Raw genomic sequence first — 12,969 nt, forward strand, 5'->3', positions numbered from 1 at the left:
GGACATGGCGGCCGGGCAAGCGGGACACCACCCCCGGGTGCCGCCCGGCCGGCCCGCCCCTCGACGATCTTCACGGCCGCCAATCCGGGCAAAGCGCTGGAAGCCGGGCCGATGCCGCGGCCGGACCGGTCCCGCGGCCGCATCCGGGAAACTCCGCTGCGCCGCCCGCGCCCGCTGCCTACGCTGAGCCCGTGCCCAGACCCGCTGCTTCTTCCACGTCTCCCATACCCCCGCTGCCGCCCCTCCCGTTCACCCCCGACTACCCGCTGCGCACCGAGCGCCTGGACCTCCGCCCGGTGCGCCACGACGACGCAGACGCCCTCCACGCCTACCGGCGCCGCCCCGAGGTCTTCCGCTATCTCTACGGGGACCCGCACGACGAGGCCGCCTCCCGCGCCTTCGTCGCCGAGAGGGCGACCCGCACCACGCTGCGCGAGTCCGGCGACTTCCTCCATCTCGCCGTCGTCCTGCGGGAGACCGGCACACTGGTCGGCGACGTGACGTTCGTCTACACCCGCCGCGAGCACCGCCAGGGCCGCATCGGCTACGTCTTCAACCCCGACCACGCCGGCCGCGGCTACGCCACCGAGGCCGCCCGCGCGCTGCTGAGGCTGGGCTTCGAGGAGCTCGGACTGCACCGCATCCAGGCCGAGTTGGACGGCCGCAACACCGCCTCCGCCCGGCTGCTGGAGCGCCTGGGCATGCGCCGCGAGGGCCATCTGCGGGAGAACGAGTTCCTGGACGGCGAGTGGAGCGACGAGGTGATCTACGCGATGCTGGCGCGCGAGTGGCGCGACCAGAAGAAGCAGGGGCAGGAGCAGGGGCACCGGGCCCGGGAGGCATGACGACGGCGGGGCGGCCGCCGGGACCGCCCCGCCCTTGAGATCACGCCCCCGGGATCACGTCTCCGACCGGTACATCAGATCCGTCTCATGCGTGACGAACCCCAGCCGCTCGTACACCGTCACCGCGGCCGCGTTGTCCGCGTCCACGTAGAGCATCGCGGTCGCCAGCCCCTGCGCCGCGAGGTGCCGCAGCCCGATCGAGGTCAGCGCCTTGCCCAGGCCGCCGCCCTGCGCGCCCGGCCGCACCCCGAGGACGTAGACCTCGCCCAGGCCCTCCTCGGCGTGCACCTTCGTCCAGTGGAAGCCGACCAGCCGGCCGTCCCGCTCGGCGAGGAAGAAGCCCTTGGGGTCGAACCACGGCTCGGCCTTGCGGTCGTCGAGGTCGCGCTGGGTCAGCGAGCCCTGCTCGGGGTGGTGCGCGAAAGCCTCGGCGTTGACCTCCAGCCAGGCCGCGTCGTCGGCGTCCGGCTGGAACGTCCGCACCGTCACGCCCTCCGGAAGCACCGGCTCCGGCAGGTCGAGGTCGGCCAGCGAACGTCGCATCTGCCGCAGCTCGCGGAACATCGTCAGGCCCAGGGTCTGCGCCAGGTGCCGGGCGGCCGGGTGCCCGCCGTGCGCCCACACCCGCAGCCGGCGCCCGGACTGGGCGAGCAGCTCGCCGCCGAGCGCCCGGCCGTGGCCACGGCCGCGGTACCCCGGGTGGACGACGAGTTCGGCGGCCGGCGCCTCCACCGGGTCGGTGTCCTCCAGCTGCCCGTACCCGACCAGCTCCTCGCCACTCTCCCCCGGCACATACACCAGCAGATGCCGTACGCCCACCCGTCGCCCACCCCGCAGCTGGAGCCGCCCCTGCTCGGACACGGCCGGCTGCCCGTCCGTCCGCGCGGCCCGTTCGATCAGTTCGAGGACGGCCGCGGCCCCTTCCGGCGCGAGCTCGTCGACCACCTGGATCCTGCGTCCGGCCCGGCCCATCTCCTGTGCAGCGTCAGTCATGTCTGAAGCGTACGACGCTGCCGCGGCGTCACGGAGGCGGCGCGGACGCCGTCGCGCCCGTCATCGCCACCGCCCGGCCGCCCCGCATCGCCACCGCCCGGCCACCGAGCCGTAAGCCGCGACCCCTATTCCTCTACGCGCGTCGACAATATGCTGCCCTCCGCTCAGCACCATCCACGGAGGGGAACCATGCCACCGACACCTCAACGGCACCGTCTCGCCCGCAGATTGGCGGCCGGCGCCGCCGTGCTCGCCACCGCCGCGGGCCCCGTTGCGAGCACCGGCTCCACTGGAGCGGCTTACGCCGCGACCCCTGCTGCCACCGCCGGGCCCGCCGGCGCCGACAGCGGCCGCGGCCACCGCCCGGCCGGCACGGTCGACGTCCAGCTGCTCTCCTTCAACGACTTCCACGGCAACCTCGAACCGCCGCAGGGCTCCTCCGGCACCGTCCAGGAGCTCCAGGCCGACGGCACCAGGAAGACGATCCCGGCCGGCGGCGTCGAGTATCTGGCGCAGTCCCTCCGCACGGCCCGCAAGGGCCACCCGTACTCGGTCACCGCGGCGGCCGGCGACCTCATCGGCGCCAGTCCGCTCCTCTCCGGGCTCTTCCACGACGAGCCGACCATCGAGGCGATGAACCGGCTCGGCCTCGACGTCACCTCCGTCGGCAACCACGAATTCGACGAGGGCCGGGCCGAGTTGACCCGGATGCAGCGCGGTGGCTGCCACCCCAAGGACGGCTGCTACGAGAAGGGCAAGACCTTCAAGGGCGCGGCCTTCCCCTACCTGGCCGCCAACGTCACCGACGACAAGACGGGCAAGCCGATCCTCCGGCCGTACACGGTCTGGCAGCACAAGGGCGTCAAGATCGGCTTCATCGGCGTGACGCTCAAGGGCACCCCGGACATCGTCAACGCCGACGGCGTCAAGGGCCTGACCTTCCACGGCGAGGTCGAGACGATCAACAAGTACGCCAGGATCCTCGACCGCCAGGGCGTCAAGGCGATCGTCGCCCTCATCCACGAGGGCGGCCAACCCGCCTCCACCTCCTACAACTACAACTGCGACAGCCCCGGCCCCGGCGACGGCATCTCCGGCCCCATCGCCGCCATCGCCAAGCAGGTCACGCCCAAGGTCGACGCCCTCGTCACCGGCCACACCCACCAGTCCTACACCTGCACCATCCCCGACCCGGCCGGCCACCCCCGCACGGTCACCTCCGCCGCCTCCTACGGCCGCCTGTACACCGACACCACCCTCACCTACGACCGCCGCACCCACGACATCGTCCGCACCGCGGTCCACGCCCCGCACGCCGCCAACCACGTCGTCGACCGCACCCGGCCCAAGGCCGCGGACATGACCTCCCTCATCACCCGCTGGAACAAGCTGGCCGCCCCCATCGCCAACAAGCCCGTCGGCTACATCTCCGCCGACATCAACGGCCGCGGCGCCGGCACCCCCGAGGAGCCCCTCGGCGACCTCATCGCCGACGCCCAGCTGACGGCCACCACGGCGCCCGACAAGGGCGGCGCCCAACTCGCCCTGATGAACCCCGGCGGCATCCGCTCCGACCTCGCCTACAAGGCGTCGGGCAGCGAGGGCGACGGCGTCGTCACCTACGGCGAGGCGTTCACCGTCCAGCCGTTCACCAACATGACCAACGTCGTGGACCTGACCGGCGCCCAGCTCCTGACCGCCCTCCAGCAGCAGGTCAGCGGCCCCAACGAGGCATCCCCCAAGATCCTCCAGGTCTCCCGGGGCCTCACCTACACCCTCGACCTGACCAAGGCCGGCGCCGCCCGCGTCGTCGCCGACTCCGTCAAGCTCAGCGGCGTCCCGCTCTCCCCCACCAAGACCTACCGCGTCGCCATGAACGAGTTCCTGGCCGGCGGCGGCGACGGCTTCCCCGCCCTGAAGCAGGGCAGCCACAAGTACGTCGGCCCCTCCGACCTGGACGCCCTCACGGCGTACCTGACGGCCCACTCGTCGCCGAGCAGCCCGCTGGCTCCGCCGAAGGCGGACCGGATCACGGTGGTGAAGTGACGGGGTAGTACGCGCCGATGCCCCCGCACGGGCTGTGTGGGGGCATCGCTGCTTATCGGTAGCCCGCTTACGGCACGTCGAACGCGCCGCCGACGCCCCCCACCCCGCACTTCCAGCGCATCGAAATCAAACCGCCGCTGCCCCCGCCCACAGTTCCTCCGCGTGCTCCGCGAACCGGTCGAACATCCCGCCCGACTCGTACCGCTTCAGGTGCAGCAGCGGTGAGTCGTGGCCGACCAGACGGGCGAGGTGTGGGGTGACCAGCGCTTCGTCGTCGAACCGGAAGACCGACAGCGCGATGTGCGACGCCGCATCCGGGGCGGCAGAGGTCCGCACCTCGACGCCGTCCACCGGGCCCAACTTCGCCAGCTCGTCCAGCGTCATCCTGATCCTCGTGGAAACCGAGAGGGCGACGTCCTCCACCGCCTCACGCCGACGCGTCGCCTCCCCCTCCGGATCCCCGACCAGGAAGCGAACGCGGCAGCCGGCCTCGGCCTTGGCCCGCAGCGTCGCCGCGAACGCGGGCTGCTGCGTCCACAGGAAGTAGTTCGTGTAGCCGGCGAAGAACAACTCGCTGTTCGACCGGCCGACCAGATCCCCCCAGACCGTGGACGGACATGCCGAACGGTACGGATAGCTGCGGACGATCTCACGGTCGGCGCCGGTCTTCACTCTCTCCGCGACGGACTTCGGCCACAGCATCTCAACGTCAACTCCAAGCGCCTGAGCGGCGTCTTCGCGATTTCGGGCATGCGGTATCAGCTCGGAGTCCGCCAGCCACCGTTCAACGGTCTTGGCGGACACACCTACCCTCACGGCGAGCTGACGGGGCGATAAACCAGCGGCCTGCATAGCAGACCTCAATGTCGCGTTCAAGGCACTCCCCACGGACATTTGGGCGTTCTTCACGGTACTGCCGAGACGGCCCAACTGTCCGTGCCTTGCTCAACAAATGCCCCGTATGGGCAGCCAGGATCAGCTCTCGACGGGCCGGCCAACGGGCCGCCGATTCACGAACAGCCCCGTTTCACAGAAGGGCACCTCCATGCCGAAACCCCCATCCCCCGTCCCTGTCCCCTGGCCCGCCCCGCCCCGCCCCAGCCTCAGGCAGGCTGCGCACACTGCGCCGACCTCGACAACCGCCGTGCCACGGCCCGTCGGCAGTACGACCGCAGTGCCGAGTCCGACTGCAACGTCATGCTGCGCCGGCATCTGCGGGAGGCGCACGCATGAACGGCTCGGAAGGAGGCCGGGTACCGGAGTTGCCCCGTATGACGCTGCGCGTCTATGAGGTGGACGGGCGGGGTGTCGTCACGCGAGAGCGGGGCGAGGTGCGGGTCATGCCCGGGGAGATGCCCGATCCGTACGCTCTCGGGCCGACGCTTCCGCCGTGCCGGTGTCGGCGATGTCGGCGTCATCGGACGCGGTGACGTGGCGCCCGTCAGGAAACGGGCCGTCCGGGGCGGATCCCCTGGACAGCCCGTGCATCAGCATCGGCGTAAACGCCGCCGTCAGGCGAAGTCCCCCGCGTGCTCCCGGGCCCACTGGGTGAAGGGGCGGGCCGGGTGGCCGGTGACGCGTTCGACGGTGTCGGTGACCGGAAAGGCCGGGGTGTCCACGGACTGGCCGAAGAGGCGGACGAGTTGGCGGGCGGCTTCCACCGGGAAGTGCGGGCCGGCCATCGCCTCTGCGGCCTCGTCCTCCGAGATCTGTTCGATCCGCACCGGGCGGCCGATGGCCTCGGCGATGGCGGCGACCTGCTGGGCGTTGGTGACCACCTCGGGGCCGGTGAGGCGGTGGACCTGGTGGGCGTGGGTGCCGGTGCGGTCCAGGAGGGCGACGGCGGCGACGTCCGCGAGGTCGGCCTCGTGGATCGGTGCGCCCTGGGCGGCCGGGTGCGGCTCGCGCACCACGCCGGTCGCGCGGATCGCCGGGGCCCAGCCGAGGGCGTTGGTGGCGTAGTTGCCCGCACGGAGGAAGGTCCACTCCAGGCCGGACGCGCGGAGCGCACGCTCCGCGGCGGCGTGCGAGCGGGCGATGAAGTTGGTCTCGTCGGCGGGCGTATCGCTCACCGCGAGCGAGGAGTTGAGGACGACGCGCGGGACGTTCGCCTTCACCGCGGCGTCGATCAGCCGCTGTGCGGACTCGCCGCCGCCGGCCGCGAGGTTGAGGAAGAGGGCGTCGGCACCGGCGAGGAGCGGGGCGAGGTCGCTGTCCTCGGTGAGGTCGGCGCGGACCGCCTCGGCCCGGTCGGGGAGAGCGGCGCGGGCGGGGTCGCGGGTGAGGGCGCGGACCGCGACGCCTTCCTCCAGCAGACGGTCCACAAGACGGCGGCCGATATTGCCGGTTGCTCCGGTGACGACGATCACGGGCATCGCGGGCATCGCGGGCATGACGGGTTCCTCCAGAGGGGCGTGGACGTGGTGGTGGCGGAAGCCCGCCGGGAGATTCGGTCGAGGAGATCGACGGTGGTTCAGCGACGGTAGTTCACCGGGGCACAAGAGCGCGGCAAGATTTCGCCAAGGACGGCCGGACGTCTTTCGCGTTTCTCACATTCCGCGGGCGCGACTTGCGCGGCCCGGTCCCGCTCATGGTGGGATGTGCTGATGCGAACCTCCATACGCATGGCTTCACCCTCGTCCCCCCGGCTCGTCCGGCCGCTTCCGCCCCCGCGTCCGAGGCCGGCGACCAGCCCCACATAGCCGGGCACGCGTACGGTCCGCAGCAGCGCGACACCAGAGAGCTCCCGCAGGTCAACCCGGCCAATCCGTACGCGGATCTGGCCGCGCTCGCCGATCCGGAGCCGGGTACGGAGGACGGCCATGACGGCCATGACGGCCCGGGGAACGGGGCGGGATACGGGGCGGGGCGCGGGGCTGGCTACGACCCGTCGCACCGGCGGCGCGGCTACGGCGAGCGGGCCGACGGCGACGATCCGCTGGGCCTGGGCCTGCGCTCGGACGACGAGGACGACGACGTCTGGTCGCCCCCGAACCACCGGAAGCTGAAGCGGGGCATCAGCCGCTTCGCCGCCGTCCCGCGCACCATCAAGGCGCTGGTCGCGCTGGCGGCCTGCGCGGGGATCCTCGCGCTCGGCGACCGGTTCGCCGTGCTGTACGCGCAGAACAAGGCCGAGGATCAGGTGAAGACGGCCCTGCACCTGCACGCCCGGCCCGAGGTGGACATCCACGGCTTCCCGTTCCTCACCCAGGTCTTCGACAAGCGGCTCGACCAGGTCGACGTGGTGATCCCGGACGTCGCGGCGGACCGGGTCTCGCTGGCGAAGGTGGAGGCCACGGCCCGGGACATCCGGCTCGACGGCGACCTGCCGACCGCCATCAAGGGCGCCACCATCGGCCAGATGCACGGCAGCGTGCTGCTCGCCTTCGATGACATGAACCGCGAACTGGGCGCCTCGCAGGTGAAGTTCAGCGAGATGGGGCAAGACGGCGTGCGCGCGGTCGGCGAGCTGCCCATCGCGGGGCACACCCTGCGCGTACGGGCCGAGGCACGCATCCGGCGCAACGGCGAGCGGGGGATCTCCACCGAGATCGGGCAGATGCGGCTGGACATCGGCGACGTGGCGGTCTACCGGCCGGGCACCGGCAAGGAGGAGGGCCTGCGGCTGACCCGGAAGGGCGCCGCGGAACTCAGCCGGCAGGTCGCCAAGGTCAAGGCGATGCTCAGCATTCCGGCGATCGTCGAGCGGATCGGCATCCCCAAGGAGTACCTCGACGGCGCCCTGCGCGACGACGACAAGCTGCACGAGCTGATCGGCTCGCCGCGCTTCGTCCACCAGCTGATGCAGGTGAACCTCGTCGACGTGGTCATGGACCACCCCTGGCTGCTCCAGAAGGTCGGCATCGACGCGAAGATGCTCGGCGCCCTCACCGACCTGACGAAGCCTCAGCTGGCCGACCGGCTGTCGCTCTCCTTCCAGCTCCCGAAGACGCCGGGGAACGTGCGGCTGCGCAACATCACCGTGCAGAGCGACGGCATCCGGGCCGACCTGACCGGCACCGACCTGCCGTTCGGCGACGCGGCGAAGGGGAAGAAGGGGGAGAAGGGGGAGAAGGGGAAGTAGCCGAGGGAGCCGGGCCCCGCGGCCGGCCCCTCGGGCAGGCCGCCCATCAGGCAGGCCCAACCCTTAGCCGTCCGGCGGCGTCTCCTTCTCCCCAGGGGCCGTCCGCTCGCGCGGCTCGCCCGCCGGGCGGCCGGAGGCACCCGCCGCGTTCGCCTCCCCCGCCGCGTCCGGCGTGCCGCCCCGCCCCGGTATGTCCGGCGGCGGGACAGGTGCGCCCGGCAGGGTCAGCAGGGCCTCCGTGCCGCCGCCGGGGGCGTTGCGCAGGCGTACGCCGCCGCCGGACTGCTCGGCCGTGCGGGCCACGATGGACAGGCCCAGGCCGCTGCCGGGCAGGCTGCGGGCGGACGGGGAGCGCCAGAAGCGCTCGAAGACGTGCGGGAGTTCCTCGGGCGGGATGCCAGGGCCGTGGTCCCGCACGGTCAGCGCGCCGCCCGTCAGCCGGACCTCGATCGTGCCGCCGGAGGGGCTGAACTTCACGGCGTTGTCGAGGAGGTTGACCACCGCGCGCTCCAGCGCGGCCGGTTCGCCGCGGACGTACCAGGGGTCGAGGGCCGCGGTGAGGGTGAGCGAGGGGCCGCGCAGCCGGGCTCGTTCGAGCGCGGTGCCGACGATGTCGTGGAGGGCGACCACGCGGACGGACGCGGTGCCGCCGGTGGTGCCCGTCTCCGGGGGGCGCGAGAGGACCTGGAGGTCGCCGATGAGCGCCGCCAGCTCCCCCATCTGGGCCTTCACCGACGCGAGCAGGGCCTCTTTGTCGGCGGCCGGGATCGGGCGGCCGGAGCGCTCGCTGCGCTCCAGGAGGTCGATGTTGGTCCGCAGCGACGTCAGGGGCGTGCGCAGCTCGTGGCCGGCGTCGGCGATCAGCTGCTGCTGGAGGTCGCGGGAGGCGGCCAGCGCGGCGGTCATCGCGTTGAACGACCGGGAGAGGCGGGCGATCTCGTCCTCGCCGTCGGTGGGGATGCGGATGGTGAGGTCCTGGGTGCGGGCGACCTGCTCGACGGCGGCGGTCAGCCGGTCGACGGGCTTCAGGGCCGCCCTGGCCACCCACAGGCCGGCCGTCGCCGCGCCCAGCACCCCGACCCCGGCGACGACCAGCAGCACCAGCGCGAGCTGGTTGAGCGGGTCGGTGATCTGGTCCATCGGCGCGGCGACGGAGACCGCCAGCCGGTTTCCCTGGATGTCGGTGAGCGGGCCGCGGTAGGGGACGGTCGAGACCCGCATCGGGGTGCCGTTCTCGTCCTTGGTGGTGTGGACGGCGCTGGCCAGCCGCCCGTCGGCGACCGCCTCGTCCATCCGCTGGGCGGGGATGGGTTGTTTGTTCGGCGAGGTGCAGACGTAGCCGGAGGGGGTGACGAGCTGGATGGTGTACGGGGTGGGCTGGAAGCGGACGTTGAGCGGGGTGCCGGCGCAGCGGGCGCCGAGCGCCTGGACGTAGTCGCCGGGGACGTCGACCGTGCTGAGGGTGGTGTCGAGCTGCTCGGTGAGCCGGTCGCGGGTGATCAGCCAGCAGGCGGCGGCCGACAGCGCCACCGCGAAGGCCACCGCGACCGCGATGAGCAGCGCCAGCCGGGAGCGCAGCGGCAGCTGCCGGAACCGCGTCAGCCCGGGCACGCCGCCGGTCGGGGGCGACGCCTCGCCACCGGACGCGCCTTGCCTCTCATGGCCGTGCGCCTCATGGCCCTGCACCTCGTGGCCCCGCGCCGGACGGCCGCCCGTCGCCCGCTCGTCCGTCGCAGGCTCGTCCTCCGGACGGCCGTGTGCCGCGTGGGCGTCGCCGGTGCCGCTCATTCCGCACCGCCCTCCAGCCGCAGGACGTAGCCCACCCCGCGCACGGTGTGGACCAGCCGCGGCTCGCCGCCCGCCTCCGTCTTGCGGCGGAGGTACATCACGTACACATCCAGGGAGTTGGAGGTCGGTTCGAAGTCGAAGCCCCAGACGGCCTTGAGGATCTGCTCGCGGGTGAGGACCTGCCGGGGGTGGGCCAGGAACATCTCCAGGAGCGTGAACTCGGTGCGGGTCAGGTCGACCGGGCGGTTGCCGCGGGTGACCTCGCGGGTGGCGAGATTCATCCGCAGATCGGCGAAGCCCAGGAGCTCGCTCTCGTCGGGCCGGGCGGTGCCGGCCGCCGCGTACGAGCTGCGGCGCAGCAGGGCACGGATCCTGGCCAGCAGCTCGTCCAGCTCGAAGGGCTTGACGAGATAGTCGTCGGCGCCGGCATCGAGGCCGGTGACGCGGTCGCCGACGGTGTCGCGCGCGGTGAGCATCAGGATCGGCACGGTCACCCCGCTCGCCCGCAGGCGGCGGGCGGCGGTCAGCCCGTCCATCCGGGGCATCAGCACGTCCAGCACGATGAGTTCGGGGTCGTAGGCGGCGACCTTCTCCACCGCGTCCAGACCGTCGACGGCCTGCTCGGTGCCGTACCCCTCGAAGGCGAGGGAGCGCTGGAGCGCCTCGCGGACCGCGGGCTCGTCGTCGACGATCAGGATGCGGGCGGGGTGATCACCGTGCTCGGCGGGGCTCATGTGCGTGACTACCTCGGTTGACGTTGCTGACGACCGGCTGGACCTGTGCTGGCTTCAGCCTGACACGGATGCCGCGCGGACGGTCGCCCTGTGGATAACCGTCGTGGACAGCCGCCTGTGGATATCCACCGGCCGGCGCCCCTGGCCGGCTCCCGCCCCCGCTCAGACCCCGCTGTTCCCGCCGCTGCCACCGCTGCCGCTGCCCCCGCTGCGCAGCGTGTCGAGGTCGGCCTTGACGGTGTTGATCGGTATGGCGAAGCCGAGGCCGACGCTGCCCGCCTGGCTGCTGTCCGACGAACTCGGCGAGTACATGGCCGAGTTGATGCCGATGATCTGCCCCTGCATGTTGATCAGGGCACCGCCGGAGTTGCCCGGGTTGAGCGCGGCGTCGGTCTGTATCGCCTTGTAGGTGGTCTTGGACGGGCCGGGGTCGCCGTTGTACTGGTTGCCGCCGAACTCGAACGGCCAGCCACCGCCACCACCGAAGAAGCCGCGACCGCCGCCCTGGTCCTGGCCCTGCCCCTGGCTCTGGCCGTCCTCCTTGGGGACGGAGACATCGCGGTTGAGCGCGGAGACGATGCCGCTGGTCACCGAGCCGGTGAGGCCCTCCGGCGAGCCGATCGCGACGACCGGGTCGCCGACCACGAGCTTGCTGGAGTCACCGAGCACCGCGTGCGTCAGCCCCTTGGCGCCCGCGACCTTGATCAGCGCCAGGTCCTTGCCGGGGTCGGTGCCGACGACCGTCGCGGTCTTCCTGCTGCCGTCGCTGAAGGTGACGCTCACCTGGCGCGCGCCTGCCACCACGTGGTTGTTGGTGATGATCTCGCCGCTGCTGGTGATCACCACGCCCGAGCCGGTGGACTGGCCGCCCGCCGTGCGCGCCTTGATCTCGACGATGGCCGGGCTGACCGCCTTGGCCACCCCCGCGACCCCGCTGCCGCCGCCGGTGTTCTGCCCGGCGTTGACGAGCGGGGTGGAGACGCCGCCGGTCGTGCCGCCCTGCTGCGTGGCACCGGCGATCAGCGCCGCGCTGCCGCCGCCGATCAGACCCGAGGCCAGGGCCACCGCGGCGATCAGCGCGATCGGCCGCCGGGCCCGGCGCCGCGGCTCCGGCGCACCGGGAGCGCCCGCCGCCGACGCGTCCGGCGTGTACGGGGGCGGCGGCGGAACGTCACCGCGGAAGCGGTCCGCGCCGTGGTCGCTGCTGTGGCCGGTGCCGTACTCGGTGCCGTAGGCGTACGGCCGGTCCTGGGGCATCTCATCGCCGCTGCGGCGGTAGCTCTCGGTCATGCCCACGACTCTGCGGCCGCTGCATGAGAACCGTCTGAGAACGCCCTGAGAGACCCAACAGAAGTGGGTATGCCCGGTATAAGGCCGCGCACCTGGAAGGCCGTTGGGCCGGTCCCGTCCGGCGACGGACAGGCGGCCCCACCCCTGATCTAGCCCCCGCAGCCGCAGGACCGTCGCACCACCAGTCGCGACGGGAACTGCCGCAGCCGCTCGCGGCGCGAGCCGACCACCCGCAGGCCGTCGTCCAGCACCAGGTCCACCGCCGCCCGGGCCATCGCCTGCCGGTCCGAGGCCACCGTCGTCAGCGGCGGATCGGTGAGCGCGGCCTCCTTGACGTCGTCGAAGCCGGCCACCGCCAGCTCGCCGGGGACGTCGATGCGCAGCTCGCGGGCGGCCCGCAGCACGCCGATGGCCTGGTCGTCGGTGGCGCACATGATGGCCGGCGGCCGGTCCGGCCCGGCGAGCAGCCGCAGCGCGACCTGGTAGGCGTCGTAGCGGTTGTAGAGCGCCTGGAAGTAGCGGCCCTCCGGCGAGCGCCCGGATTCCAGCATGGCCCGCCGCCAGCCCTCGACGTGGTCGGTGACCGGGTCGCCGGACTTCGGGGTCTCCTCGGTGCCGCCCAGGAAGGCGACGTAGGCGTGGCCGTGCTCCAGGAGGTGCCGGGTCGCCAGCTGCGCGCCCCAGATGTCGTCGGTCATCACCGCGACGTCGTCGATGGCGTCCGGCCGGCGGTGCAGCAGCACCACCCTGGCGTCCCACGCCTCGATCTCCGCGGCGGCGTGCTCGCTGGGGCCCTGGCTGATCAGGATCAGCCCGGCCACCCGCATCCCGAGGAACGCGCGGAGGTAGTGCACCTCGCGCTCGTCGATGTAGTTGGCGTTGCCGACCAGCACCATCTTGCCGCGCTCGGACGCGGCCTGTTCGACGGCGTGCGCCATCTCCGCGAAGAACGGCTGCCGGGTGTCCGGCACGATCAGACCTATGAGGTCGGTGCGGCGGGACGCCATGGCTTGCGCGACCCGGTCGGGCCGGTAGCCGAGCTCCTTGATGGCGGCGAGCACCCGCTCGCGCGTGGCCGGGGCGACCGGCCTCGGTCCGTTGTTGATGACGTAACTCACGACGGCGGTGGACGTCCCCGCCAGTTTTGCCACATCATCCCGCGTCACCTTGGCCACGCGCGGCAGTCTAC

10 protein-coding genes are annotated in these 12,969 nt (G+C 72.5%); 3 read left to right on the forward strand and 7 right to left on the reverse strand.

The annotated features are described in order from the left end of the window. Positions 1 to 191 precede the first annotated feature (191 nt). Entirely contained in the window at positions 192 to 845 is a 654-nt protein-coding gene (locus ACRAS8_RS14875) for a GNAT family N-acetyltransferase (protein ID WP_438486533.1), read from the forward strand. A gap of 54 nt (positions 846 to 899) precedes the next feature. Here the strand turns inward: ACRAS8_RS14875 and mshD are convergent, their stop codons facing one another. Further along, positions 900 to 1,838 (reverse strand): mycothiol synthase, encoded by a 939-nt coding sequence (gene mshD / locus ACRAS8_RS14880; RefSeq protein ID WP_438486534.1) that lies wholly within the window; start codon positions 1,836 to 1,838, stop codon positions 900 to 902. Between the two features lie 189 nt (positions 1,839 to 2,027). Between mshD and ACRAS8_RS14885 the strand changes: the two genes are divergently transcribed. After that, entirely contained in the window at positions 2,028 to 3,884 is a 1,857-nt protein-coding gene (locus ACRAS8_RS14885) for a bifunctional metallophosphatase/5'-nucleotidase (protein ID WP_438486535.1), read from the forward strand. Between the two features lie 126 nt (positions 3,885 to 4,010). On the opposite strand, the gene ACRAS8_RS14890 is transcribed toward ACRAS8_RS14885, so the two are convergent. Next, a complete protein-coding gene (locus tag ACRAS8_RS14890) occupies positions 4,011 to 4,778 on the reverse strand; it encodes a helix-turn-helix domain-containing protein (protein WP_438486536.1) in 768 nt (255 codons plus the stop codon). Between the two features lie 617 nt (positions 4,779 to 5,395). Next, complete coding sequence (locus ACRAS8_RS14895; protein WP_438486537.1) at positions 5,396 to 6,277, reverse strand: SDR family oxidoreductase; 882 nt, start codon at positions 6,275 to 6,277, stop codon at positions 5,396 to 5,398. A gap of 197 nt (positions 6,278 to 6,474) precedes the next feature. On the opposite strand from ACRAS8_RS14895, the gene ACRAS8_RS14900 reads away from it, so the two are divergent. Next, the gene (locus tag ACRAS8_RS14900) at positions 6,475 to 7,968 is read left to right on the forward strand and encodes an LmeA family phospholipid-binding protein (RefSeq protein ID WP_438486538.1); all 1,494 of its coding nucleotides are present in this window, start codon (positions 6,475 to 6,477) and stop codon (positions 7,966 to 7,968) included. Positions 7,969 to 8,031: 63 nt separating this feature from the next. Here ACRAS8_RS14900 and ACRAS8_RS14905 read toward each other — a convergent pair whose 3' ends face one another. The 4 genes from ACRAS8_RS14905 to ACRAS8_RS14920 form a co-directional block, all read right to left on the reverse strand. After that, entirely contained in the window at positions 8,032 to 9,756 is a 1,725-nt protein-coding gene (locus ACRAS8_RS14905; RefSeq protein ID WP_438486539.1) for a sensor histidine kinase, read from the reverse strand. Beyond that, positions 9,753 to 10,490 carry a response regulator transcription factor gene (locus ACRAS8_RS14910; RefSeq protein ID WP_018540143.1) on the reverse strand — a complete coding sequence of 246 codons (738 nt, stop codon included), beginning with the start codon at positions 10,488 to 10,490 and terminating at the stop codon, positions 9,753 to 9,755. Before ACRAS8_RS14910 ends, ACRAS8_RS14905 begins: the two co-directional genes overlap by 4 nt. Positions 10,491 to 10,652: 162 nt before the next feature. Next, positions 10,653 to 11,780, reverse strand: coding sequence for a S1C family serine protease (locus tag ACRAS8_RS14915; RefSeq protein ID WP_438486540.1), 1,128 nt, complete (start codon positions 11,778 to 11,780; stop codon positions 10,653 to 10,655). A 149-nt stretch (positions 11,781 to 11,929) separates the two neighbouring features. Then, positions 11,930 to 12,955, reverse strand: a complete 1,026-nt coding sequence (locus ACRAS8_RS14920; RefSeq protein ID WP_438486541.1) for a LacI family DNA-binding transcriptional regulator — start codon at positions 12,953 to 12,955, stop codon at positions 11,930 to 11,932. Positions 12,956 to 12,969 lie beyond the last annotated feature (14 nt).

The organism is Streptomyces sp. S186 (genome assembly GCF_051603415.1).
Taxonomy (GTDB): Bacteria; Actinomycetota; Actinomycetes; order Streptomycetales; family Streptomycetaceae; genus Streptomyces.